Raw genomic sequence first — 25,255 nt, forward strand, 5'->3', positions numbered from 1 at the left:
CGGCCACCGGGCTTTCCGAAGCTGAAGCGTGCTCAGTGACGGAAGTGACGCGTTCCGGTGAGCACCATCGCGATGTTGTGCTCGTCGGCAGCGGCGATTACTTCGTCATCGCGCATGGAGCCGCCTGGCTGAATCGCGCAGGTCGCACCCGCATTTACGACGACGTCGAGGCCATCGCGGAACGGGAAAAACGCGTCCGATGCCACAGCCGATCCCGCCAGGGACAACCCCGCGTTCTGCGCCTTGATGCTGGCAATGCGCGCCGAATCCACGCGGCTCATTTGCCCGGCGCCCACGCCGAGCGTCATACCGCCACCGCAGAACACGATAGCGTTCGACTTCACGTACTTGGCGACGCGCCACGCGAACAACAGATCGTCCATTTCCTTCGGTGTCGGATGACGCTTAGTGACCACGCGCAACTCGTGCGGCTGCACGTTCTTCGAATCCAGCGATTGGACGAGCAAGCCGCCGCCCACGCGCTTCAGATCGAACGCGTTGTGACCATCGCCGAGATCGATCTGCAACAGACGCACGTTCTGCTTCGCCGCGAAAATCTGCTTTGCGGCTTCGCTGAACGAGGGCGCCATCAGCACTTCCACGAACTGCTTCGCAACAGCCTGCGCCGCCGCTTCATCCACTTCGCGATTGAACGCGATGATGCCGCCGAACGCCGATGTCGGATCGGTCTGGAACGCCTTCGAATACGCTTCGTGCGCGTTCGCGCCGATCGCCACGCCGCACGGATTCGCGTGCTTGATGATCACGCAGGCCGGCACGTCGAAGGTCTTCACGCATTCCCACGCGGCGTCGGAATCCGCGATGTTGTTGTACGAGAGCTCCTTGCCCTGCAACTGCTCGTAGTTCGCCAGCGCGCCCGCCGGCGTCGTGAGATCACGATAAAACGCTGCGCTTTGATGCGGGTTCTCGCCGTAACGCAGATCCTGCACCTTGGTGAACGCGAGGTTGAACGTCGACGGGTAGGTGTTGCGGCTTTTGTGCTGCAACTCGTCGGTCAGGCTCGTCAGGTAGTTCGTGATCGCGCCGTCGTATTGCGCGGTGTGCGCGAAGACTTTGGTCGCGAGCTTGAAGTTCGTCGCGTAGCTGACGGTGTTTTTAGCCGAACGCATTTCGTCGAGGACCGTCGCGTAATCCGAAGGATCGACAATCACGGTCACATCGCGATGATTCTTCGCGGCCGAGCGCAGCATGGTCGGGCCGCCGATATCGATGTTTTCAATCGCATCTTCCAGCGAGCATTCTTCCTTCGATACCGTCTGCACGAACGGATACAGGTTCACCACCAGCAAGTCGATGGTCGGAATGCTGTGTTGCTCGAGCGCGGCCATGTGTTCTGGCAAGTCGCGACGCGCCAGGATGCCGCCGTGAACCTTCGGATGCAGCGTTTTTACGCGGCCGTCGAGCATCTCCGGGAAACCGGTGTAGTCGGCGACTTCGGTGACGGGCAGGCCGGCATCGGCGAGCAGTTTTGCGGTGCCGCCGGTCGACAGCAGGCTGACGCCTAGCTCCGACAGCGATTTCGCAAATTCGACGATGCCAGACTTGTCGGAAACGGAAAGGAGCGCTTGCTTGATCATGATGGGAACGGCGGAAGCCGGTAGGGGAGTCGAGGGAATCAGGAAATTCGAGTCGACCGCCGTACGCCGCGACGGTCCGGGTAAAACAGATACGTCAAATCAGGCCGTGCTGTTGCAGCTTCTTGCGCAGCGTGTTGCGGTTGATACCGAGAAACTCCGCCGCGAGCGACTGGTTGCCCTCGGCTTGCTTCAGCACGACTTCCAGCATCGGTTTTTCGACGCACGAAATCACCATCTCGTAGACGTCGTGCGGCTTCGAGCCGTCCAGATCCTGGAAATAATTGTCCAGGCTCTGGCGGACGCATTGTTCTATGTGATGTCTACTCATGCGGCTAGTCGGTCTGTGTGGTTCTGCCCGTCGCACGATTCTTCTGCTTCGTCGTTGCCGCCGCAATCGGCGTTCGCGCCGAGTTCTTCGACATAGACGAGACGGTCGGACAACGCCTTTTGGGCGTCGAAGAATTCGTTCACGGCAAGCAATTGTTCTCGTGTGGAATCCAGCGTGTTCATCCGATGTCTGAACGTGTTGGCGCCGGAAAGGCCGCGAGTGTACCAGCCGATGTGTTTGCGCGCTGTACGAACGCCCGTGAATTCGCCATAGAAATCATAGTGATCTTCGAGATGCTCATTCATCAGTAACTGGATCTCGTCGATACGCGGCGCCGGCAAATGTTTGCCCGTTGCCAGAAAGTGTTCGATCTCGCGAAAGAGCCACGGACGGCCCTGTGCGGCGCGGCCGATCATGATTGCATCCGCGCCGGTGATGGTCAGCACGTGACGCGCTTTTTCAGGCGTGGCGATGTCGCCGTTCGCTACCACTGGAATGCGCACGGAAGCTTTGACGGCCGCGATGGTCTCGTATTCCGCGTCGCCTTTGTACAGATCAGCGCGCGTGCGGCCATGTACGGTCAGCATCGAAATGCCTGCGTCCTGCGCGATGTGCGCAATGTTCAGCGCGTTTTTGTTCTCGCGATTCCAGCCCGTGCGGATTTTCAGCGTGACGGGCACGGCATCAGGACCGACGCCGACCGCGTTCACCACGGCCTGCACGATCTGCGCGACCAATGTTTCGTTTTGCAGCAATGCCGACCCAGCCGCCACATTGCAGACTTTTTTGGCTGGGCAGCCCATGTTGATGTCGATAATCTGCGCGCCGTTCGCGACATTGTGACGCGCGGCTTCGGCGAGCATTTTCGGATCGGCGCCGGCGATCTGAACCGAGACAGGCTCCACTTCGCCCGTGTGATTCGCGCGACGCAGCGTTTTCTCGCTTTTCCACAATTGCGCATTCGATGCAACCATTTCGGACACCGCGTAACCCGCGCCCATGCGCTTGCACAACTGCCGGAACGGCCGGTCCGTCACACCCGCCATGGGGGCGACGAACAAGTTGTTACGCAAAATATGGGGGCCGATGGCCGGTGTGGAAATGGGCATGAAACTCGCGGCGTCCCGGATCGGAGGGACGCAAAAGCGCTTAAGGAAACGCGTATTTTAACGCGAACACGCTGGGTCAATTAAGTCCAATCGACGGGCAAGTTGTTAAATCCTCTATGAAACTTGCGAACGTCATAGAGTAAAAGCACGACTTTGGGTAGATGAATGCCGTATCGGGTAAGGCATGTGATCAGTCACCGCAAGCTCGCAACTTACGCGCCCGACTCGCGAAGAATCAGCGTCGCTGCCCGAACATCATCTGCCGTGCCAGCACGGTCTTAACCGGCGGGACAAATTCCAGCGCGCTCAATGCCAGTCCGCGCAGCGCGGCGAGCGGTGGGAAGTCGATAGTGAAAAGACGCGCAAGGGTGTCGGTGGCGCCGATCGTCATGCGCCGGTCCAGCGCGCGTCGTTGAGCAAAAAGACTCAGGGCAACCGTTGTCGGGCCATTCGTCGATAACGCGTCGCAAAGCGCGTGGGCATCGCGGAGACCGAGATTGAGTCCTTGTCCGGCGACTGGATGCAGCGTTTGCGCCGCGTTGCCGATAGCGACCGTGCGCCTGTCGACGAGTGCATTCAGCGCGTTTAGTCCGAGCGGGAACATGGCTCGTCCCGCAATTCGCGTGAAGCGGCCCAAGCGCTCGCCGAATGCCGCGCCGAGTTCGGCGAGGAACGCGTCATCGGGGAGTTGCGATCGGCGGGCCGCCTCTTCGGGATCGCAGCACCAGACCAGCGCGTAGTCCGCCTGACGCGCGCCGCCGCACGGCAGCAATGCGATCGGACCCTCGGGCGTGAAGCGTTCCCATGCGACGCCAGGTTGGGGCGACGACACGCTCACCGTTCCGACGATAGCCGTCTGGCCATAGTCGCGCGTGTTTTTGACGTCGGCTGAAAGAGCGGAAGAGGCGTCCGTTTCCTTATCCTTATACAACCCGCCTTCCGCGTTCACCAGAATGCGCGCGCGAATCGTGCGGTCGCCGGTTGCCGAATGGATCGGCAGCGTGACGCCGTCGTGATCGTGCAGGGGCGTCGACGCGGTGGTTTCCGTGAACCAATGCACGCCGGTTTTGCTCACGGCCTGCGCCAGCGTCGTAACAAGCGAGCCATAACGCACGACATAGCCGAGCGCGGGCAGACCGTGTTCATCGTGATCGATCAGCGTGCGGCCGAATTGACCGCGTTGAGAAACGTGAATGCGTTTGATCGGCGTGGCATCAGCGGGAAAACCGAGCGACGATTCGAGCATCGCGCGGCTGCCATGCGAAACGGCGATGGCACGTGGATCAGCTAATGCCGCGTCAGGTTCGCGCGCGTCGATCAACGCCACCGATAACCGCGATGTCGCGCTCCGTTTCACCAGCCAGCCGGCAAGCGCGAGCCCGACGGGTCCCGCGCCGACGATTGCTATATCGAAGTGATAATCGGCAGGCGGTGCATGGCCGATAGTTTCCGCAGTTTCAATTTGCATCTTGCGTTTGCGCGTCGCGCATCAAGGCTTCGATTTCGTCGGCGTCGACGGGGACTTCGCGCGTCATCAACTCGCAGCCGTTTTCGGTGACGATGGCGTCGTCCTCGATCCGGATGCCGATGTCCGCATAACGTTCGGGCACGTCAACGGCCGCGCGAATGTACAGGCCCGGCTCGATGGTCAGCGTCATGCCCGCCTTCAACGTGCGCCATGCACGTGCGCCCTGGTCGTCGAGGTGTGCGTGGGCGTCGCGGTAATCACCGGCATCGTGCACGTCCATGCCGAGCCAATGTCCCGTCCGATGCATGTAGAAACGCTGATAAGCGCGCTCGGCGATGACATCGTCGACGGTGGCGAACGTGTTCTTATCGACAATGCCAGTGTCCAGCAAACCTTGCGCCAACACACGCACCGCAGCTTCGTGCGGCGCATCGAAACTGACGCCCGCGCGGGTCGCGTCGACGGCGGCGTATTGCGCGGCCAGCACGATGTCGTAGATTTCCCGTTGCGCCGATGTGAACCGCCCGCTCGCCGGAAACGTGCGCGTGATGTCGGACGCGTAGCCGTCGAGCTCGCACGCGGCGTCGATCAGGATCAGGTCGCCTTCGCACACGATCGCGTTGCCCGCCGGGTAATGCAGCGTGCAGGCATTTGCGCCGGCCGCGACGATCGTGCCGTACGCGGGCGATTGCGCGCCGCGTCGGCGGAACGTGTAGAGCAACTCGGCTTCGAGTTCGTATTCGTGCATGCCGGGGCGGCAGGTTTGCATCGCGCGCCGGTGTGCTTCGGCGGAAATCTTTCCGGCGCGCCGCATGATCGCGAGTTCGTGCGCGTCTTTGATCAGGCGCATTTCGTCGAGCAAAGGCAGCAGGTCGTTTGCTCTCAGTGGCGTTTTCACACCAATCCGGCTTTGCGCCCGAACCGCCGCGAGCCAGCCGCGCACTTGCGCGTCGAGTTCGGCGGAGCGGCCGAGCGCGTAATACAGCGCAGTTTTATCGGCGAGCAGGCGCGGCATTTCTGCGTCGAGCTGATCGATGGGGAACGCCGCCTCGAAACCCAGCGCGAGACGCGCGCCTTCGGGGCCGTACCGGAAACCGTCCCAGGTTTCCCGCTCGGCGTTTTTCTCGCGGCAGAACAGGATGGCGGCGGGTTCATCGGCTTCGGCGCTGGCGTCGAGCACCAAAGTCGCTTCGGGTTCGGTGAAGCCCGTCAGGTAATAGAAGTAGCTGTCGTGACGGAACGGATAGTCGGCGTCGCGATTGCGCATCACCTCGCGCGCAGTCGGCACGATGGCGATGCCGCCGCCCGATTCACGCAGCGCCGTGAGGACGCGGTCACGGCGGCTGCGATAGACGTCGATGGCTAAGGATTGGGCTTCAGTCGATGAGTTCATGCAGCGATTGTAGCGCCGCGTTTGCGATGCTTCACTCCGTCGCTTCGGGCGCCTGATCGGCGGCTGGGGCCGGTCGATTCCGCACGCTGCCGGCAATCAGATCGAAGCGGAACAGGCGGCATTCGAGCGCGCCGTTGAAGAGCGGCGTTTTCGTCGACTCCCGCAGTCGCAACATGCCCGGCAATTTTCGATCCGATGTCAGCACGTATGCGCGCCAACCCGGAAAGCGCTGCTTGAGTGCGTTGCCAAACGAGATGAAGAATTCCTGATCGGCCGGATCGGGTTGAGCGCGGTGGAACGCTTCTTCATCTTCATCGCGGCCACGATTTTTCGGTTCGCGAAGCTCGCCGCGCGGACCACGCCCGCGTACTTCGATCCGTTCACCGTACGGTGGATTCGCGACCAGGATCCCGGAGGTGTCGGACGGCGGCGTCATATGGCGCGCATCGACTTGTTTCAGCGATAGTTCCGGCAAACCCGCGCGTTCGAGATTCGAATACGCCTTGTCGAGCATGTCGCCGGAAATGTCGCTGCCATAGATCTGGAGATCCGCACGCGATGACCGCGCGGCGCGTTTGGCGTCGACGGCTGCGCCTTTCAGCTTTTGCCACGCGTGCACGTCGTATTGCTTCAACTTTTCGAAGCCGAAACGGCGTTCGACGCCGGGGGCAATGTTCAGCGCAACTTGCGCTGCTTCGGCGAGGAAGGTGCCGCTGCCGCACATCGGATCGAAAAGAGGTGTGCCGGGCGTCCAGCCGGTCAGACGCAAAATTCCCGCCGCGAGATTTTCACGCAAAGGCGCTGCGCCCTTGTCAAGCCGCCAGCCGCGTTTGAAGAGCGGATCGCCGGAAGTATCGATGTAAAGCGTACATTCGTTCAGCGTGAGGAACGCGAAGACGCGGACGTCGGGTTGCGCGGTGTCGACGCTGGGACGATTGCCCGTCAATTCACGCAAGCGGTCGCAGACGGCGTCTTTTACGCGCAAGGTCGCGAATTCGAGGCTGCGTAAAGGCGATTTGATGGCGGTGATATCGACGCGAATGGTTTCATTCGGCGAAAACCACTTCTCCCATTGCTGCTGATACGCGAGCTCGTAAATGTCGTGTTCGCTGCGATAGGGGCCTTGAGCAAGCTTCAGCAACACACGGCTCGCGATACGCGAATGCAGGTTCGCTGCCATGCCGGCCGCCCAGGAGCCGCGGAAATGCACGCCGCCGGGGACTTCCTTGCCGGTCCGGAACTGCGAGCCATCCACATGCTTCGCTCCGATTTCGCCGAGTTCGGCCGCAAGCGGGGCCTCGAGACCGCGCGGGCAGGGGACAAACCAGTCGAAAAGGAAAGTAGTGGCCATGGGGCGGTGCTTGTAGGGGAGATCGAAGGCGATATTGTACGCGGGGGATGAGAAGTGACCGGGCTATACGCAGTCTGGCGCAACGGATCAACAAAAAACGCCGGTGCCTCGCGAGAGCACACCGGCGTTCATGACTCAAACCACAAGCACCCTCACTCCACCGCCTTCACCATATCCTCGATCACCTTCTTGGCGTCCCCGAAAACCATCATCGTCTTGTCCATGTAGAACAACTCGTTATCCAGCCCGGCATAACCCGCCGCCATGGACCGTTTATTCACGATAATCGTCTTCGCCCGATAAGCCTCCAGAATCGGCATTCCCGCAATCACCGATTTCGGATCGGTTTTCGCTGCCGGGTTCACCACGTCATTGGCCCCCAGCACCAGCACCACGTCCGTTTGCTGGAACTCGCCGTTGATGTCTTCCATCTCGTGGACCAGCTCATAGTCCACTTCGGCTTCAGCCAGCAACACGTTCATATGCCCCGGCATACGACCTGCCACCGGGTGAATCGCGTACTTCACGTCGATGCCTTTCTCGATCAGCTTATCGGTGAGCTCCTTCAACGCGTGTTGAGCGCGCGCCACGGCCAAGCCATACCCCGGTACGATCACCACCGTTTCAGCGTTGCCAAGCATGAACGCGGCGTCATCGGCGGAACCGGATTTCACCGGGCGCTGCTCTTGTGCACCACCCGTTGCAGCCGCGCCGCCTTCGTTACCAAACCCACCCAGCAGCACGTTGAAGAACGAGCGGTTCATCGCGCGGCACATGATGTACGAGAGGATCGCACCCGATGACCCGACCAACGATCCCGCAATAATCAGCATCGGGTTATTCAACGAGAAGCCGATACCCGCCGCCGCCCAGCCCGAATACGAATTCAGCATGGACACGACCACCGGCATATCGGCGCCGCCGATCGGAATAATGATCAGCACGCCGAGCGCGAACGCGATCGCCGTCATGATCACGAACGGCAGCCATGCTTGCGTCAGCATGAAGATAATGCCAAACCCGAGCATCGCGAGTGCGAGCAGCAAGTTGATCATGTGCTGGCCGCGATACACGACCGGCGCACCCTTGAACAAGCGGAACTGATACTTGCCCGAGAGCTTCCCGAACGCAATCACCGAACCGGAGAACGTGATCGCACCGACAAACGTGCCGATAAACAACTCCACGCGATTGCCCACGGGAATCGGTTCACCCAGCGCAGCAAGCCCGAACGCTGAGGGTTCCGAAACAACTGCATACGCAATACACACCGCCGCCAAACCGATCAGCGAGTGCATCGCGGCGACGAGTTCGGGCATCTTCGTCATCTCGACTTTCGCCGCGACATACGCACCTACCGCGCCGCCGACCACGAGCGCCCCGAACAGCAGGCCCAAGCCCAGCGACAGATCCGACCCGAGCGCTGAAGCCTGCTTCACGATCAACGCGATGGTCGTCAGAATCGCGATCGCCATGCCAACCATGCCGAACGTATTGCCGATACGCGCCGTCTTCGGGTTCGACAGTCCTTTGAGCGCCTGGATGAAACACACCGAGGCGATGAGATACAGGAGGGTAACGACGCTCATGCTCATTACGCGACCCCCTTCTTCGAAGAATCAGTGATCTGCTTGGGCGCTTTCTTCTTGAACATCTCGAGCATGCGCCGCGTCACTAAGAAGCCACCGAACACATTGACGGCTGCCAATAAAACCGCAAGCGTGCCGAAGAACTTGCCTGCATCGCCAATCGTCAAGCCAGCCGCGAGCATCGCGCCGACAATCACGATCGCCGAAATCGCGTTCGTCACCGCCATCAATGGCGTGTGCAACGCGGGCGTGACGTTCCACACCACGTGATAGCCGACATAGATCGCCAGCACGAAGATGATCAGGTTGATGACCGTGTGATTTACCAGTTCCATATCAGTCTCCTTTGATCCCGCGCGTCACCTGGCCATCGCGGCACAGGAGCGTTGCGGCGACGATGTCGTCGGCCATATCGATGTTCAGCGTCCCTTCCTTCGTCACAATCAACTTGATGAAATCGAGCAGATTGCGGGCATAGAGGGCGGAGGCATCGGTGGCGACCATCGAAGCGAGATTGGTGTAGCCGACCAGATGCACGCCGTGTTTCATCACGACCTGATCGACTTCGGTGAGCGGACAATTGCCGCCGCGCCGGCCTTCGAATTCAGGACCGCGTCCCGCCGCCAGATCGACGATAACCGAGCCCGGTTTCATCGCCTGCACGGTTTCCGCTGCAATCAACGTAGGTGCGGGACGGCCGGGAATCAGCGCGGTCGCAATGACGATATCGGCTTGTTTTGCACGTTCGGCCACCAGCACGGATTGCCGCGCGAGCCAGCTTGGCGGCATGGGACGAGCGTAACCACCGACGCCGACAGCGGCTTCGCGTTCTTCATCGGTTTCGTAGGGGACTTCGAGGAATTTCGCACCCAGTGATTCGATCTGTTCCTTCACCGCCGGACGTACATCGGATGCTTCGATCACCGCGCCGAGCCGCTTGGCCGTGGCAATTGCCTGCAAGCCCGCCACGCCCGCTCCCAGCACGAGCACGCGTGCCGCTTTCACGGTGCCGGCCGCGGTCATGAGCATCGGCATGAAGCGCTGATAGATATTGCTCGCGACCAGCACGGCCTTATACCCGGCGATATTCGCCTGCGACGACAACACGTCCAGACTCTGCGCACGCGTGGTACGCGGGGCAGCTTCCAGAGCAAACGCGACAATTCCGGCCGCAGCCAGGCGCGCATTGTTCTCGGCGTTGAACGGATCGAGCATCCCGGCTAAGACCGCACCGGATTTCAGTAGCGGCAACTCGGCGTCATTCGGCGAATGAACCTTCAAGACGAGCTCGGCGGCGAACGCGGTGTTCACATCGACGAGCTCGGCGCCGGCCGCGGTATACGCGTCGTCGATATAACTCGCTGGCACGCCCGCGCCGCGCTGCACCGTGACCCGGTGACCTTGCGACACAAGCTTCTTGACCGTCTCCGGCGTGGCGGCGACTCGCGCCTCGTTCGCCCGCGTTTCGGCAGGCACTCCGATATGCATCTTCATCCTCCTCACGTTCTAGTTTTGATATGGCCGTGTTCAGTCGCTCGCGCTGTTGCCTGGGAGACGCCTGTGCACATGATTAAGCGGTTGTTTAAGCTGTTATTTGCGGCTGATCGTCACTGTAACCGAAACATTCCTGAAAAATGACTCGTTCCAGCAACATCGCGCGTTATGTCCGCGGGCGACGGAAAAACGCACAAAACGGTAAAATACCGTCCTATGAAACCAGATCGTTGGACTCCGCGCGTGACCGTCGCGGCGATTGTGGAGCGGGACGGGCGCTTTCTCGTCATCGAGGAGCAAACGTCGGACGGGCTCAGGATTAATCAGCCGGCCGGGCATCTGGAAGCGGGGGAAACGCTCGTCGATGCCGTGAAGCGCGAGACGCTCGAGGAAACGGCGCACCATTTTGAGCCGGAGGCGCTTGTCGGCACGTATCTGACGCACTTCGAGCGACCGGGAAGGTCGGTCACGTACCTGCGGTTTACGTTCTGCGGCACAACCTCGGGCGAGGTGCCGGGCATGCAACTCGATTCGGGTATCGTGCGTGCCATGTGGCTCACCGCCGACGAACTGCGCGCATGCGCGGAGCGGCACCGGTCGCCGGCGGTGCTGGAATGTCTCGATCACTACCTCGCCGGGCGGCGCGTGCCGCTCGACTTCATTCATACGCATTCGGTCGCGCCGGTGCGGGTTCAGGATTTGAATTCAGCTTCAGGCAAGTAATTCAGGCAAGTAACGCAGAGAGCAAAATGAGCAAGGCCGGAAAACAGAAAGTCGTGGTGGGCATGTCGGGCGGCGTGGATTCGTCGGTGACCGCGTGGCTGCTCAAGGAGCAGGGCTACGACGTGATCGGCCTGTTCATGAAGAACTGGGAAGATGACGACGACAGCGAATACTGCTCGACGCGGCAGGACTGGATCGACGTGGTGTCGGTGGCCGATCTGATCGGCATCGACGTGGACGCGGTCAACTTCGCGGCCGAGTACAAGGATCGCGTGTTCGCGGAGTTCCTGCGGGAATATTCGGCTGGCCGCACGCCGAATCCGGATGTCCTGTGCAACGCCGAAATCAAGTTCAAAGCCTTCCTCGACCACGCGATGTCGCTTGGCGGCGAAACCATCGCGACGGGGCATTACGCCCGCGTGCGTGAGCGCGACGGGTTGTTCGAGCTGCTGAAAGCCACCGATTCGACCAAGGATCAGTCGTATTTCCTGCATCGGCTGAATCAGGCGCAGTTGTCGAAGACGCTGTTTCCTCTCGGTGAAATGCCGAAGACGAAGGTGCGTGAAATCGCCGCGCAGATCGGCCTGCCGAACGCGGCGAAGAAGGATTCAACGGGAATTTGTTTTATCGGCGAACGGCCGTTTCGCGAGTTCCTGAACCGCTATCTGCCAACGCAGCCCGGCCCGATGAAAACGCCCGATGGGAAGGTTATCGGCGAGCACGTCGGGCTGGCGTTCTATACGTTCGGGCAGCGCAAGGGCATTGGGCTCGGCGGCAGCAAGGACGGTAGCGGCGATCCGTGGTTCGTCGCGGGCAAGGATATGGCGTCGAACACGCTGTACGTGGTGCAGGGCCACGATCATCCCTGGCTGCTGTCACGTTCGCTCGTGGCAGGAAATACGAGCTGGGTGGCGGGCGCCGCGCCGGTCGAAGGCACCGTTTGCGCAGCGAAGACGCGGTATCGGCAGTCGGATGCGCCTTGTGTGATGGGGGCGTCGGAATCGGCGGATGGTCACTTCGGCCTCCGTTTCAACGATGACCAATGGGCCGTCACGCCGGGACAATCGGCGGTGCTTTATCAGGGCGATGTTTGCCTGGGCGGCGGGATCATCGAATCGGCGGCAACCGCGCAGCCCATGCGCCGCGACGCGGGAGCGGCGTTGCTTACTGCGGCGAGGTAGACGGGTCCTCGGACCATCGCGGTGGTTGAGAGCGGGCTGCGGCCCGCTTTTGTCTATTGCCGAGTTCGCGGGGAAACGCACACAAATCAGTAATTCACAAAAAATCGGTACATACCCGATGGGGTTTGTGCGTGCTGTGGGCTGCCCAGAGGGAAAAATATGGCCCGGGTAGTGGGAATGTTGTGCAAAAAATGTTGTACAAACCCCTTGACTATCTATCTTCTAGTAGATAAATTAGACCCCTGACACACTCGTGATGAACACATGGGCGTGAGCGATTTAAGGTTGAAGCGAACGGATTTGAACCCGATTGATAGCAACAACGCAACACGAGGCAACACCAGCGCAACAATACTGTGGAAGCAGCGAGCCAAAACTGAAATGAACACCGACAAAACACCCGACAAAAATACTGTGCGCGAGCAATTGCTCGATCATGCACAGGTGTTGCTCATGACTCGCGGCTACAACGGCTTCAGTTATCGGGATCTGTCGGCGCTGGTCGGCGTGAAGACATCGAGCATTCACTATTACTTCCCGTCGAAGGAGGATTTGGTGCTCGAAGCGGTGAATACGTACAGCGCGGACGTCATGTCGTCTATTTACGCCATCGACAGCTCCGCTTCCGCCGAGAAAAAACTCGACCGGTATGTGAAGTTGTTCGGAAAAATCGTGGGAGAGGGCGATCAGGTTTGTCTTTGCGGAATGCTCGCTGCGGATATTGAATCGCTTCCTGAAGATGTCCGTCATGCAGTGCAGGCTTTTTTCAAGGCCAACGAAACCTGGTTGGCAAAGGTGTTGGCCGAAGGCGAGAAGCAGGAAACCTTGCGTGTGAACGGAAAGCCGGACGTGACGGCGCGCGCGCTGTTCGCGGCATATCAAGGGAGTTTGCTGGCATGCCGATTATTTCACACCAAGGTTCGTTTGGATGAGGTAACTCAAACTGTGAAACGCTAATTCACGATGTGGATCAAAACGTCGATGTTTTTGTGCGGGTTATCTGGGAACTGCTTCATTGAATCGAGTTGCAGCTCGGCAGTGTCTGAATAGCCACGGCCAATGCAAGCGTAGAGCGTCGGAAAGAACGGACTTATTGTTACGCCGGCGTCACTGTAGGGAATATTGTTAAAAATGGATAAGTTTGTGTCAAAAATAGCTGGTATTGGATTATCTATCTTCAGATAGGTAGATTTTGATTACCGATTTTTAAGTGATTTTCCTGTGATTTTCTTCATAGGGAAGATATTTTTTACTGATCAGCATGATTTTTTATCGCGATCGAACAGGCGTCTATACCGATATTTGGTGACTTGCGGCGCAGTGAGTGAATGAAGGATTGGGATCGCCGCTTTTTAGCAGATCAGGCAATCAAGCCGGCTTGCACCGTATTGGAACTGACGGGATTAAGTGATCAGATGCTTGCCGGAGTCTGAAATGTGGTGGCTCAAGTCCGTTTCCTTGTTCTTGTAATAACTAACGAAAACCATAACCAACAATAACGGACAAAGAGGTTAGTGAAACTTATCCCATTGTCTATCTACAAGTAGATTCACTAACTATGAGTTTACGGAAATTTGAGTGAATTTGAGTAGCTCGGTTTTACCCGCCTTACCGCAGTCGCAATGACCCGGTCCCTAAACCGGACCCTAACCCGCCGTCCCCTCACTAACAGGAGTGAAACATGTACAAGCTCAAGTCCTTCGCCGTTGTCTCCGCCGTCGCTGCAATGGTCGGTGCAAGCGCCGCCGCACAAGCTGCGCCGGTGCTCGAACCCACTACGCAGCAATTCATCGACGCGCTCACGGCGCAAAAAGGCCCGCCGATCTACACCTTGTCTCCGGCCGATGCCCGCAACGTACTCGCCGGCGCCCAGTCGCAGCCGGTGTCGAAGGAAGCGGCGCAGATCGAAGACCGGGTGATCAAGGCTGGTCCGACCGGCAAGATCGCGATCCGCATCGTGCGCCCCGCGCACGCGTCGGGCGTGCTGCCCGTCATCATGTATTTCCACGGCGGCGGCTGGGTGCTCGGCGACAAGAACACGCACGATCGCCTGATTCGCGAGATCGCGAATGGCACGCAGGCAGCGGTGGTTTTCGTGGATTACGATCGCTCGCCCGAAACGAAATTCCCGGTGCCGACGGAACAGGCCTACGCCGCCACGCGCTACGTGGCTGAGCATGCAAAACAGTTCCATGTCGATGCCACGCGCATGGCGGTGGCGGGTGACAGTGTCGGCGGCAACATGGCCGCGGCCGTCACGTTGATGGCGAAGGAGCAGGGCGGCCCGGCGCTGCGTTATCAGTTGCTGTTCTATCCGGTCACCGATGCGAATTTCGACGACGGCTCGTATAACGAGTTCGCCGACGGCCCGTGGCTCACCAAAAACGCGATGAAGTGGTTCTGGGACGCGTACGCCCCGAACGCGGCCGATCGGGAAAAGATCACGGCGTCGCCGCTGCGCGCGTCGCTTGAGCAGTTGAAGGATTTGCCCCCGGCGCTCGTCATCACCGATGAAAACGACGTGCTGCGTGACGAAGGCGAAGCGTATGCCCGCAAGCTTTCACAGGCAGGCGTCCGGGTGACGGCGGTGCGCTACGAAGGCACGATCCACGACTTTGTGATGCTGAACGCGCTGGCTAAAACCCCGGCAACGCGCGCTGCGATCGAACAGGCGAACGCCGCGCTGAAAAAGGCGCTGGCGAAGTAAGCGGATTTCACCGCCGCGAAAAAGCCCCGCGCGCCCGAAGGCGCGCGGGGCTTTTGAATCATCGTAACTGCTGCGAAAAAAGTTCGAAAACCTTCAGGTTGGCAAGGTATCGATGAAAGACTGGCGCTGCGACAAACGCTGAAGGTGTTTGTCCAGATTGGGATACTCGTCGCGCCAGTTCACCTCGGGCATCCGGAAATCGAGATAACCGAGCGCGCAGCCGCAGGCGATATCGGCGAGGGTGAAGTGATTCGCCGAGCACCAGTTCTTGGCGGCGAGCCCTTTGGACATGGCCTTGAGGCCATCGTCGATCTTGCGCTGCTGACGTGCGACCCACGCGTCGTTGCGTTGCCCTTCCTCGCGTTGCGTGGATTCGAGGCGAATCAGCACCGCCGCGTCGAGCATGCCGTCGGCGAGCGCTTCCCAGCATCGCACCTCCGTGCGCTCGCGGCGCTCCTGCGGCAGCAGCTTGCCGACCGGGGTGAGCGTGTCGACATATTCACAAATCACGCGCGAATCGAAAACGGCTTCACCATCGTCCAGGATCAGGCACGGCACTTTGCCGAGCGGATTGAAACTATGGATTTTCGAATCGGATGCCCAGACGTTTTCGAGCACCAGTTCGCAGTCGATTTTCTTTTCTGCCATCACAATCCGCGTCTTGCGAACGTACGGGCTGTTGAGCGAACCGATCAGTTTCATCATCTGTGTTGTCGTTTCTGCAAAAGAGTAGTCACGGAGATGGATCTTAACCGCCCCGACGCGCGCCGACTCTAAATTCAAGATGGTGGCGTTGTGGTCGGGCGACAAAAAAAACGGCGCACCTTTCGGTGCAACCGGGTTGCTGTGCAGCGGCGCGAAGTCATGTCTGAGACAGGTGCTTCGGATTACGCTTCAGGTGCTCCCGAGATACGGAGCGCAAGCCTCTCAGCCACGTTCACTGTGTCGGCGCGGCGGTCGCGGACATAGCGGCCGCGGGACAAGGAAGCACGGCTGGCGCGGGAGTCGGAAGCTTCGCCGCCTTGCCCGCTGCGGCTGACGTGGTTGCCGGCACGGGCACGGAACTCACCGTGCGCACGCCCGTGGAAATCTCGCTGGCGAGTTGATCGACAGCTCTCCGATGCCCTGCCACAAGCGCGTCATAACCGGCATCGACGGATTGTTCTGCCCGTGTCCGGCACGTCAAAACCGCTTGATTGCTCACGCCGCGCACGCTCCATACGGCCTCGATCAACGCCCGTCGGCCCGGCGACGATTCGAAGCGCTGCACGTTCACCTTCACGCGATACACCGGTACGCCCTCGGGGTGCGGCGTGCCGTAGACATCGATAGCACCCAGCCGCTGCGACAGATCCGCCGACAGCGCGCGCCGGACTTCATCGGCGGGAAGCGAGGCCCAGCGCTCGTCCTCGAGCACACGGACTTGCGCCGAGCCATCCTGCACGACCATCTGGTTCTTGGCGACTTGCGGCGGCATGTCCACCTGCGACACTTCCAGATAAAACGAAGCGGGCGCAGCCGTTCTTGCCGCGGCGTCGTTGCCGCCGAGCGTATAAAAGCGGCTGACCGGCGAACTGCTGCACGCGGCGAGCGCGGCGACCAGACCCACTGCCGACACCCCGCCGACGGTCCTCAATACTCTCGCCAAGCTCATGGCTTATCTCCTGGTTTCCCGCGCACAAGCGATTCCGGATGACGTTCCAGATAATCGGCGAGCGCATTGAGCGATTGCAGCGTCCGCGTGAGTTCCTGCAGCGCCTGATGAACATCCGACTGCAGCGGCGAATCCTGTTGCAGCGTGTTCTGCGCCTCGCCGAAGGTTTTCTTCGCGGCGACGAGCGTGTCGCGCGCTTCCGGTGCAACCTGCGTATCGAGCTGCTTGAAGAGGCTGTTCGCGTTCTTCAGCGCGCTGTTCAGATTGTTGCCGATGTCGTCGAAGGGAATCTTGTCCAGCTTCTTCGCGATATCCGCCACCTGCAGTTGCAGTTCGTCGAGCGTATTGGGCACGGTTGGCAACTCGACCGGATCGGCGGTGACATTCACCGTGACCTTCGCCGCCTTCGGGAAGACGTCGAGCGCCACATAAAGCTGTCCGGTCAGCAGGTTGCCGGTACGCAACTGTCCACGCAAACCATTCGCGACCAGCTTCTGGAGCAGTTCCTGTCCGGCCGCGGTGTTCGCGGGCGGCGCGGAATCCCGGAAGCGCTTGCCCAGCCGGTCCGGATAGACATTCATGGTCACCGGCATCTGGAAGCTGCGCGATTTCGGGTCGTATTCGATCCCGATGCCCGTCACATTGCCCAGCAGGATGCCGCGGAAATCGATCGGCGCGCCCACCGACAATCCGCGCAGCGACTGGTTGAAATTCATGACTACGCGTATTGGCTGGCCGTCCGGATCGCGCATGGCGTCCGATTCGTCCGAACCGAGGCGGAAAGTCATGTTGTCCGGCGCCTGCTGTCCGGGTTCCTGGTTCGGCGGCGTCTGGAACGCGATACCACCCAGCACGACGGTCGCGAGCGACTGCGTGTTCAGCTTGAAGCCGCTCGCATCCAGCCGGAGATCGACGCCGCTTGCGTGCCACCAGCGTGAATTCGTGCCGACATACTGATCGTACGGTGCGTTGACGAACACCTGCATGGTGACGCCGGTGCCGTCCTTGTCGAGCGAAAAACCGACTACCTGGCCGACCTGCACGCGCCGGTAATAGATAGGCGAACCGATATCGATGGAACCGAGCGACTCGCCGCGCAGGGTGAACTGCCGCCCTTTTTGATCGCCGGTCACGGCTGGCGGCGTTTCGAGCCCCACAAAATGGGTCTCGTCCTCTTTGGATTTCCCGGCATCCACGCCGATATACGCACCGGACAACAACGTGCCGAGCCCGGTCACGCCGCTCGCCGCCACGCGCGGGCGCACGACCCAGAAGCGCGTGTCTTTCACCGCGAAGTCCTCGGCGACCTTGGTCAACTGAACCTCCACGAGCACCCGCGCATGATCTTTCGACAACGTGATGTTCTTGACCGTGCCGACATCGACGTCCTTGTATTTCAGCTTGGTCTTGCCGGTTTCCAGGCCTTCGGCGCTCACGAAGCTGATGGTGATCGTCGGTCCGCGTCCCGACACCGATTTCACCACCAGCGCAATGCCGATCAGGGCGGCGATCAGCGGAATCACCCAGACGAGTGACGGGATCCAGCGGCTGCGCGGCTCGATCACCGGATCCGGAAGATTGGGCGGCAAGCCACCGCCGCCGCCCGCATTTCGCGAAGGCTCGTTCGGGCCCTTGACGGTGTTGTTCGAAGGACCTTGCGGGCTAGTCATGTTTCTTTCCTGAAGGTTCGATGTGATCCCACATTAGTCGCGGGTCGAATTGCATGGAGGCCAGCATGGTGAGCACCACCACGCAGCCGAACGCGAGCGCGCCCGGTCCCGGCGTGATGACGGCGAGTGAACCGAAGCGCACGAGCGCCACGGTGAGGGTGACGACAAAGACATCGAGCATTGACCATCGGCCGATTTTTTCGACGATCCGGTACAGCGTCGTGCGCTGGCGGGGACGCCATTTAGAGCCCGATTGGGTGGCCCAGGTGAGAAACGCGAGCGTGCCGAGCTTGAGCATCGGCACGAGAATACTGGCGATGAAGATGATCGCGGCAAGCGGATAGTCGCCGTCGTTCCAGAACATGGCCACACCGCTCATGATCGTGTCGTCTTCTGAACCGACGATCGACGATGTATGCAGCACCGGGTAAAGATTCGCCGGAATGTAGAGGATCGCGGCGGACAACAGCAACGCCCAAGTGCGCGCGACCGAGTCGGGATTGCGCCTGTGCAGGGTCTCGCCGCAGCGCGTGCAACGCTGGCGTTCGACCGTCAGCACGCGCTTTTGCACGCGGTTGCAGGCGTGACAGGCGATCAGACCCGCTTCCCTGGCCGTGGTGTAGACCGGCTCGGGAGTCTCGGATGGGGCGGGTGCGCTGGCGGTATCGGGCTGGTCGTTCATGACTTTGTCTGTTGCGCGGCAGCGTCGGGTGGCGTTCCGGGCGTTGGCACGAACGGACGCAGCGGGTCGGAGGGGGGACTGGCATGCAGGTCGGCTGAGTGAGCCGACACCGGGCCCGAGCGCAGGCCGCCGAAGGGCGAATACCGCAGTGGTCCGCGACCCGCCAGCCGCTCGGCGATGTCCCACAGCGCGCGTGGATCGAAGGTCAGGATGACGGCGAACAGGAGGGTCAGCGCGCCGAATGCGAACAGCGCCGCCTCCGGAATCACGCGTGCGATGCTCACCATTTTCACCAGCGTCACCAGCACGCCGAGCATGAACACTTCGATCATTCCCCACGGCCGTACGAACTGGATCGCGCGCAGCACCTGGCTGAATCCCGCCGGAATAAACCCCGCGCGCAACGGCACGAGCAAATACAACATGGCGATGAGTTCAGTGAGCGGAAAGAGGACGGTCGCCAAAAAGACCATCACGGCGATGATTTCCATGTTTTCGCCCCACAACGCGACGATTGCACCAATCAGGGTCGTTTGGGACGTAATGCCGTTCGTTTCGAGTTCCACAATAGGAAACGCCTGCGCGATCAAAAACGTGATCAGCGCAGCGAGCGTGATGGAGCAAAGCTTGTCCAGATTTGACGCCACGCTCTGATAGAGCGTGGCGCCACAGCGCGTGCATTTCGCCGAACTGCGGGAAGGCAGTGCGCGCTTATGAAACAGCGTATCGCACTCGTGGCATGCGATTAGATCGTCTTCTTCCATAGGCAGATGCCGGGCTCGTACTGGCGTGTTCTTTTAGTGTCTTGAAACGTCGTGATTCTGGGGCGGCGGCTTAAAAGAGCAAGGCTCGGGCCAGCGGGCATGGTAACAAACGGCGTGGCTATCACGCGCAAGTCACGTTGTGACCGACCTCGCGGGCCGTATCACGAAAAGGGCCCGATGGCGTGCGATGCAGGTTGTGATCGGACCTTTGCACCGACGGAATGGTTCGCGTGCCTGACTCGTTTAGCCTTTAAGAGCCAGGCAACTGATATCAGATTTGTAGCGCGGACGCAGATGGATCGGCAACTATTTCTTTATGAAAAAGCCGGTTTTTACTTGTTCGGGTAGGATGGCGGCCTTGAGACCCTTGTCGTCGGGTTATTGCTGTTGTTGCGCGATAAACCGGTTGGGTCAAGTCATCAATTCCGCACTCTTTCTGGTGGACCACGTATGGAACGCAGCCCGAATTTCGCCAACTCGGAGCGCTACAGCCGGACCGCGATCGGCCTTCACTGGCTGATCGCGCTGCTGATTGTATGCGGCTTCTATCTCGGCTGGATCATGACCGATATTCCCGGTTTCACGCCAACCAAGCTCAAATACTTCTCGTGGCACAAATGGATCGGCGTGACGGTTTTCGCGCTCGCCGTTGTGCGCGTGCTCTGGCGCACAACGCACAAGGCGCCGGCCATGCCGCGGCGCATTCCCGCCTGGCAGAAGGGTGTTGCCCACATCACGCACTTTCTGCTCTATGCGCTGATGCTGGTGATTCCGGCCTCGGGATATCTCTATAGCTCGGCGGCCGGCATCCAGGTCGTGTATCTCGGGCTGGTGCCGCTGCCGACGATCATCGGACCGGATGCCGCGCTGAAGGTCACGCTGAAGATGGTGCACATTTATTTGAATTACACGCTGCTCGTGCTGGTTGTCATGCATGTCCTGGCGGCGTTGAAGCATCATTTCGTCGATCGTGACGGTTTGCTCGCCCGCATGATTCCGTTCCTTCGATAAGTGCAACCCGGGTTCGCATTCAACGGATTTGAAGTGTAATTGATTCCTTGTTGTTGATAGCCAGTTTCCTCCGCGCGGGTTGCGCCGGATTGCGTTTGACTTTTCAATAGCGGCTCAACCGGTTTTCCCGGTGGCCTTAGGACATACATGAAACACGCGATATTTTCCCGTTGGTTGCTTGCCGGCGTTTCCGCCGTATCGCTGGCCGCGGTGCTTCCCGCGTTTGCCCAAGCCCAGGTCGATACGGCCAAAAGCACGGTTACCGCGACATCGAAACAAATGAACGTGCCGGTTGAAGGCAAGTTCAAGAAGTTCACCGCGCAACTCGACTTCGATCCGGCTAAACCCACCGCAGGCAGCGCGAATCTCAGTATCGATGCGGGAAGCTACGATCTCGGCGATGAAAGCTACAACAAGCAAGCCACGGACAAGGACTGGTTCGATACGGCGCATTTCCCGACGGCTACCTTTGTTTCAACGGCCATCGCACCCGCCGGCGGGACCAAGTTCAACGTCAGCGGCAAGTTGACCATCAAGGGCAAGTCGCAGAACGTCACCGTGCCGGTCACCGTCACGAGCCAGGGCGCGACACAAACCTTCGACGGTTCATTGCCCATCAAACGCACGCAGTTCGATGTCGGCTCGGGTGAGTGGAAAGACACCTCAGTCGTCGCCGATGAAGTCGTCATCAAGTTTCACCTCGTCGCCGCCAAGAAGTAAGCGGTCATCGACCCTCAAATTTATCCAGGAAAACACATGAAAAAGAATCTTCTGATTGCAGCAGCAGGTGCGCTGGTCGCGGTGGCATCGTTTAGCGTCATGGCTGAAGAAGCTACGTATCAGCTCGACCCCAGCCACACGTCCCCGAGTTTCGAAGCCGACCACTTTGGCGGCCTCTCGGTCTGGCGCGGCAAGTTCACCAAGGGCAGCGGTACGGTGACGCTCGATCGCGCGGCGAAGAGCGGCACGCTGGACGCGACCATCGATATGACGACGGTCGATATCGGCAATGAGAAACTGAATGGCGAACTGAAGAGCGCACAATTCTTCGATACCGAGAAATTCCCGACCGCGACTTACAAGGGTACGTCGATGAAGTTCAAGGGCGACGTGCCGGTGGAGGTGATCGGCGAGCTGACGTTCCATGGCGTGACGAAGCCGGTGAACCTGAAGATCGACTCGTTCAAATGCATCATGCATCCGATGCTGAAGAAAGAAGTGTGCGGCACGGAATCGACGGCAACGTTCGATCGCGGCGACTTCGGTGTGGATTACGGCAAGGCCTACGGCTTCAAGATGAAGACCACGCTGCACATTCAAGCCGAAGGCGTGAAGCAGTAAGCCAGACGTCTTTTCTCGCTGGGTAAGAAAACCGCTTCGAACCGAAGCGGTTTTTTTCGCCCCCGGGTTTTGCGAGCATTTCGATCCGGATTTCGGCGTGGCACAGTCGGCAGCGTTTGCACTTTGACCAACAGCCTGTCATACCGATATCAATAGGAGAAGTGCATGAGCAGTACACCCGCAGCAGTACCAATCATCCGTCCGGCCGCGTGGCGCGCCGTGGTGGCTGCGTCAATAGGTAATGCGCTCGAATGGTTCGACCTCGTGGTCTACGGGTTCTTCGCGGTCGTCATCTCGAAGTTGTTCTTCCCTTCGGGCAATGATTCAGTGTCTATCCTGCTGACACTCGGCACGTTCGGCGTGTCGTTTTTCATGCGGCCGCTTGGGGCCATCGTGCTCGGCGCATATGCCGACCGGGCGGGGCGCAAGGCCGCGCTCACGTTGTCCATTCTATTGATGATGATGGGTACGCTGATCATCGCCTTGTTGCCCACTTACTCGTCCATTGGAGTTGCCGCACCGTTGGTGCTGGTGCTCGCGCGCCTGATGCAGGGTTTTTCGGCCGGCGGTGAGTTCGGCAGCGCGACGGCGTTTCTTGCCGAGCACGTTCCCGGCCGGCGCGGTTTGTTCGCGAGCTGGCAGGTCGCGAGCCAGGGGCTGACCACGCTCCTGGCGGCAATCTTTGGCGTGGTGCTGACCGGCAATCTCTCACCGGAACAGATGAGTTCATGGGGCTGGCGAGTGCCGTTCATCTTCGGCTTGCTGATCGGGCCGGTGGCGTACTACATCCGCACGCGCCTTGACGAAACACCGGAATTCCTCGCCGCCGTCACTACGACAACGCCCTTGCGCGACACCTTCGCGTCGAACAAAGAGCGTTTGCTGATCGCGATTGGGACGGTGGTGCTGGGCACGGTAGCGACTTACCTCGTGCTCTTCATGCCGACGTATGCGATCCGGCAACTGGGACTCGCGCCGTCGGTGGCGTTCACCGCGATCCTGCTCACGGGCGCAATCCAGATGGTGCTCTCGCCCTTCGTAGGGCATCTCTCCGATACCCACGGCCGCACGCGCATCATGCTGGTCTCGGCGGTGCTGCTGCTTGTGCTGATCTATCCGCTGTTCACGTGGCTCGTCGGCCATCCGACATTCGGCACACTGCTGGTCGTTCAAGCCGTACTCGGCGTGTTGATGACAGGATATTTCGCGGCGTTGCCCGGGTTGTTATCGGAGATGTTTCCGGTGGCCACGCGCACGACCGGTATGTCGCTGGCCTATAACATTGCGGTCACGGTGTTCGGCGGATTCGGGCCGTTCATCATCACGTGGCTGATTGCATCGACGGGATCGAAAGCCGCGCCTAGCTTCTACCTGATTTTTGCCGCGGTGGTGAGTTTGGTAGCGTTGATGGCGGCGCGCAAGCGACTGGGATTCCGATGATGGTTCGTGCAACCGTCGCCTTATGAGTGCCGCTTCTGCTGCGCCTGCATGTAGGCGCGCAGAAGCTTGTTGATCCGCGTTTGATAACCCTGGCCTTGTTCCTTGAACCACGTCAGCACGTCGGCGTCCAGTCGCATGGTCACGGCCTGTTTCGGTGGTGTATGCAACTCGGCGCGTTGAAAGAAGTCGTCGCCGAGTTCGGGCATCTCGCTTGTGTCGATGCTGGAATCCGGCATGGCTTCCAGGCGCTTCCAGTCGGTCTTCGTTGTTTTGCTCATGGCCTGTGCTCCCACCCCTGATTCCGCGAGGCGCCGGTAAAGCGGTTCAATGTACGAGCGCGTGTCCGTAACGCTTTATTTCGGGCCGCGTGGCTTGGCGTGCAGAAATGATCCGGATGGTGTCGCCGCTGCGCTCGACGTACATGACCACGGCTACGATTAGTTTTGTCCATCCGAGCGCGATCCAGCGATCTTCTCCGAAGTTCTCCCTGCCGTCTGCCGCAGTCAGCACCGTATGCTTGAAAATTTCGACTGCGTCGGTGAAATCGATGCCGCGCTTGTGGATGTTGCTTCGATTCTTTACTTCGTCCCATTCGAATTGCATCGCGCCGCCTGTATTTACGATTGTACATACAATGTACGAGTTTAGAAATTATTTCGCGGCCTCCACGCCGTGCGGCCGTGCTGACGTCATCCACGAAATGTTGCAATCGCTGGATCAAAAGCAAAAAAGGCCGACTCTCTCGAATCGGCCTTTCACACTTTCAAACCCTGAATCTCACATCTGCAAGCTTGCGATCAAACCTCGGCGCCTGCGTTCGGATCGGCGGGATCGAACTTTGCCTTCTTGTCCTTCACCAGATCTTCGCGCTTCACGCCCAGCCACATGGCCAGCGCGGCAGCCACGAACACCGACGAGTAGATACCGAACAAGATCCCGACCGTCAGCGCCAGCGCGAAGTAATGCAGCGTCGCACCGCCGAACAGGAACATGGACAGCACCATCATTTCCGTACAACCGTGGGTGATGATGGTTCGCGACATCGTGCTGGTGATCGCGTGGTTGATTACTTCGATCACCGTCATCTTGCGTTGCTTGCGGAAGGTTTCGCGAATCCGGTCGAAGATAACGACCGACTCGTTCACCGAATAGCCCAGCACCGCAAGAATGGCCGCCAGCACGGAGAGCGAAAACTCCCACTGGAAGAACGCGAAGAAACCGAGAATGATCACCACGTCGTGCAAGTTGGCGATCACGCCCGCCACCGCATATTTCCACTCGAAGCGGAACGACAGGTAGATCACAATGCCGATCACCACGCACGCCAGGGCAAGCAAGCCGTTGGTCACGAGTTCCTTACCGACCTGCGGACCGACGAACTCGACACGCTGCAACTGCGCTTGCGCGTCCTGGCTCTTCAGCGCGGCCATCACCTGATCGCTCTGTTGCGCCGACGTCAAACCCTGCTTCAACGGCAAGCGGATCAGCACGTCGCGTGACGTACCGAAGTTCTGCACCTGAGCGTCGGGATAACCGAGCTTGCTCATCGTGCTGCGCACCGGTTCAAGCGGCACCGCTTGCGGATATTGCACTTCCACCACGGTGCCGCCAGTGAATTCCACCGACAGATGCAGCCCACGATGCACGAGGAAAAACACAGCCGCGAGGAACGTGATGAGCGAGATTGCGTTGAAAATCAACGCGCGCTGCATCAACGGCAAGTCGCGGTGAATACGAAAGAATTCCATGATT

At 59.7% G+C, this 25,255-nt stretch carries 25 protein-coding genes; 8 read left to right on the plus strand and 17 right to left on the minus strand.

Going from position 1 to position 25,255, the window contains the following annotated elements; all coding sequences use genetic code 11:
- Window positions 1–32: 32 nt before the first annotated feature.
- From purH to M0D69_RS08580, 9 genes are all read right to left on the minus strand, one after another.
- The gene (gene purH, locus M0D69_RS08540) at window positions 33–1,598 is read right to left on the minus strand and encodes a bifunctional phosphoribosylaminoimidazolecarboxamide formyltransferase/IMP cyclohydrolase (RefSeq protein WP_301781593.1); all 1,566 of its coding nucleotides are present in this window, start codon (window positions 1,596–1,598) and stop codon (window positions 33–35) included.
- A 94-nt stretch (window positions 1,599–1,692) separates the two neighbouring features.
- Window positions 1,693–1,926 carry a Fis family transcriptional regulator gene (locus M0D69_RS08545; RefSeq protein WP_031357513.1) on the minus strand — a complete coding sequence of 78 codons (234 nt, stop codon included), beginning with the start codon at window positions 1,924–1,926 and terminating at the stop codon, window positions 1,693–1,695.
- Window positions 1,923–3,035: a tRNA dihydrouridine synthase DusB gene (dusB, locus tag M0D69_RS08550; RefSeq protein WP_301781594.1), complete on the minus strand. Its 1,113-nt coding sequence runs from the start codon at window positions 3,033–3,035 to the stop codon at window positions 1,923–1,925. Before dusB ends, M0D69_RS08545 begins: the two co-directional genes overlap by 4 nt.
- Window positions 3,036–3,270: 235 nt before the next feature.
- Window positions 3,271–4,503, minus strand: coding sequence for a UbiH/UbiF/VisC/COQ6 family ubiquinone biosynthesis hydroxylase (locus M0D69_RS08555; protein ID WP_301781595.1), 1,233 nt, complete (start codon window positions 4,501–4,503; stop codon window positions 3,271–3,273).
- Window positions 4,493–5,896 carry an aminopeptidase P N-terminal domain-containing protein gene (locus M0D69_RS08560; RefSeq protein ID WP_301781596.1) on the minus strand — a complete coding sequence of 468 codons (1,404 nt, stop codon included), beginning with the start codon at window positions 5,894–5,896 and terminating at the stop codon, window positions 4,493–4,495. The genes M0D69_RS08555 and M0D69_RS08560 overlap by 11 nt, the downstream gene beginning before the upstream one ends.
- 31 nt (window positions 5,897–5,927) lie before the next feature.
- Window positions 5,928–7,247 (minus strand): class I SAM-dependent RNA methyltransferase, encoded by a 1,320-nt coding sequence (locus M0D69_RS08565; protein WP_301781597.1) that lies wholly within the window; start codon window positions 7,245–7,247, stop codon window positions 5,928–5,930.
- 152 nt (window positions 7,248–7,399) lie between these two features.
- Complete coding sequence (locus M0D69_RS08570) at window positions 7,400–8,842, minus strand: NAD(P)(+) transhydrogenase (Re/Si-specific) subunit beta (RefSeq protein WP_301781598.1); 1,443 nt, start codon at window positions 8,840–8,842, stop codon at window positions 7,400–7,402.
- Window positions 8,842–9,171 carry an NAD(P) transhydrogenase subunit alpha gene (locus M0D69_RS08575; protein WP_047895676.1) on the minus strand — a complete coding sequence of 110 codons (330 nt, stop codon included), beginning with the start codon at window positions 9,169–9,171 and terminating at the stop codon, window positions 8,842–8,844. The genes M0D69_RS08570 and M0D69_RS08575 overlap by 1 nt, the downstream gene beginning before the upstream one ends.
- 1 nt (window position 9,172) lies before the next feature.
- The gene (locus M0D69_RS08580) at window positions 9,173–10,324 is read right to left on the minus strand and encodes a Re/Si-specific NAD(P)(+) transhydrogenase subunit alpha (RefSeq protein WP_301781599.1); all 1,152 of its coding nucleotides are present in this window, start codon (window positions 10,322–10,324) and stop codon (window positions 9,173–9,175) included.
- Between the two features lie 222 nt (window positions 10,325–10,546).
- Between M0D69_RS08580 and M0D69_RS08585 the strand changes: the two genes are divergently transcribed.
- From M0D69_RS08585 to M0D69_RS08600, 4 genes are all read left to right on the plus strand, one after another.
- Entirely contained in the window at window positions 10,547–11,053 is a 507-nt protein-coding gene (locus M0D69_RS08585; protein ID WP_301781600.1) for an NUDIX hydrolase, read from the plus strand.
- Window positions 11,054–11,079: 26 nt separating this feature from the next.
- Window positions 11,080–12,234, plus strand: coding sequence for a tRNA 2-thiouridine(34) synthase MnmA (gene mnmA / locus M0D69_RS08590; RefSeq protein ID WP_301781601.1), 1,155 nt, complete (start codon window positions 11,080–11,082; stop codon window positions 12,232–12,234).
- Window positions 12,235–12,615: 381 nt separating this feature from the next.
- Complete coding sequence (locus M0D69_RS08595; RefSeq protein WP_277048634.1) at window positions 12,616–13,191, plus strand: TetR/AcrR family transcriptional regulator; 576 nt, start codon at window positions 12,616–12,618, stop codon at window positions 13,189–13,191.
- Between the two features lie 724 nt (window positions 13,192–13,915).
- Window positions 13,916–14,941, plus strand: coding sequence for an alpha/beta hydrolase (locus tag M0D69_RS08600; protein WP_301781602.1), 1,026 nt, complete (start codon window positions 13,916–13,918; stop codon window positions 14,939–14,941).
- 93 nt (window positions 14,942–15,034) lie between these two features.
- Here the strand turns inward: M0D69_RS08600 and M0D69_RS08605 are convergent, their stop codons facing one another.
- The 5 genes from M0D69_RS08605 to M0D69_RS08625 form a co-directional block, all read right to left on the minus strand.
- Complete coding sequence (locus M0D69_RS08605; RefSeq protein WP_301781603.1) at window positions 15,035–15,646, minus strand: glutathione S-transferase C-terminal domain-containing protein; 612 nt, start codon at window positions 15,644–15,646, stop codon at window positions 15,035–15,037.
- A 232-nt stretch (window positions 15,647–15,878) separates the two neighbouring features.
- On the minus strand, window positions 15,879–16,595 hold the full coding sequence (locus M0D69_RS08610) for a membrane integrity-associated transporter subunit PqiC (RefSeq protein ID WP_301781604.1): 717 nt from the start codon (window positions 16,593–16,595) through the stop codon (window positions 15,879–15,881).
- Complete coding sequence (locus M0D69_RS08615; RefSeq protein WP_301781605.1) at window positions 16,592–18,265, minus strand: intermembrane transport protein PqiB; 1,674 nt, start codon at window positions 18,263–18,265, stop codon at window positions 16,592–16,594. Before M0D69_RS08615 ends, M0D69_RS08610 begins: the two co-directional genes overlap by 4 nt.
- Window positions 18,258–18,947 carry a paraquat-inducible protein A gene (locus M0D69_RS08620; RefSeq protein ID WP_301781606.1) on the minus strand — a complete coding sequence of 230 codons (690 nt, stop codon included), beginning with the start codon at window positions 18,945–18,947 and terminating at the stop codon, window positions 18,258–18,260. The genes M0D69_RS08615 and M0D69_RS08620 overlap by 8 nt, the downstream gene beginning before the upstream one ends.
- The gene (locus M0D69_RS08625) at window positions 18,944–19,711 is read right to left on the minus strand and encodes a paraquat-inducible protein A (protein WP_301781607.1); all 768 of its coding nucleotides are present in this window, start codon (window positions 19,709–19,711) and stop codon (window positions 18,944–18,946) included. Before M0D69_RS08625 ends, M0D69_RS08620 begins: the two co-directional genes overlap by 4 nt.
- Window positions 19,712–20,161: 450 nt before the next feature.
- Between M0D69_RS08625 and M0D69_RS08630 the strand changes: the two genes are divergently transcribed.
- The 4 genes from M0D69_RS08630 (at window position 20,162) to M0D69_RS08645 (ending at window position 23,503) form a co-directional block, all read left to right on the plus strand.
- Complete coding sequence (locus M0D69_RS08630) at window positions 20,162–20,722, plus strand: cytochrome b (protein WP_301781608.1); 561 nt, start codon at window positions 20,162–20,164, stop codon at window positions 20,720–20,722.
- Window positions 20,723–20,869: 147 nt separating this feature from the next.
- Window positions 20,870–21,442 (plus strand): YceI family protein, encoded by a 573-nt coding sequence (locus tag M0D69_RS08635; protein ID WP_301781609.1) that lies wholly within the window; start codon window positions 20,870–20,872, stop codon window positions 21,440–21,442.
- Window positions 21,443–21,478: 36 nt separating this feature from the next.
- Window positions 21,479–22,063 carry a YceI family protein gene (locus M0D69_RS08640; protein ID WP_301781610.1) on the plus strand — a complete coding sequence of 195 codons (585 nt, stop codon included), beginning with the start codon at window positions 21,479–21,481 and terminating at the stop codon, window positions 22,061–22,063.
- Between the two features lie 165 nt (window positions 22,064–22,228).
- Entirely contained in the window at window positions 22,229–23,503 is a 1,275-nt protein-coding gene (locus tag M0D69_RS08645) for an MFS transporter (RefSeq protein WP_301781611.1), read from the plus strand.
- 20 nt (window positions 23,504–23,523) lie between these two features.
- Here M0D69_RS08645 and M0D69_RS08650 read toward each other — a convergent pair whose 3' ends face one another.
- The 3 genes from M0D69_RS08650 to secF form a co-directional block, all read right to left on the minus strand.
- Window positions 23,524–23,781 carry a BrnA antitoxin family protein gene (locus M0D69_RS08650; RefSeq protein ID WP_301781612.1) on the minus strand — a complete coding sequence of 86 codons (258 nt, stop codon included), beginning with the start codon at window positions 23,779–23,781 and terminating at the stop codon, window positions 23,524–23,526.
- A gap of 46 nt (window positions 23,782–23,827) precedes the next feature.
- Complete coding sequence (locus M0D69_RS08655; RefSeq protein WP_301781613.1) at window positions 23,828–24,106, minus strand: BrnT family toxin; 279 nt, start codon at window positions 24,104–24,106, stop codon at window positions 23,828–23,830.
- 194 nt (window positions 24,107–24,300) lie between these two features.
- Window positions 24,301–25,251, minus strand: coding sequence for a protein translocase subunit SecF (secF, locus tag M0D69_RS08660; RefSeq protein ID WP_301781614.1), 951 nt, complete (start codon window positions 25,249–25,251; stop codon window positions 24,301–24,303).
- Window positions 25,252–25,255: the final 4 nt, after the last annotated feature.

This window comes from Caballeronia sp. SEWSISQ10-4 2, from assembly GCF_030464885.1.
In the GTDB taxonomy this organism is placed as follows: Bacteria; Pseudomonadota; Gammaproteobacteria; order Burkholderiales; family Burkholderiaceae; genus Caballeronia.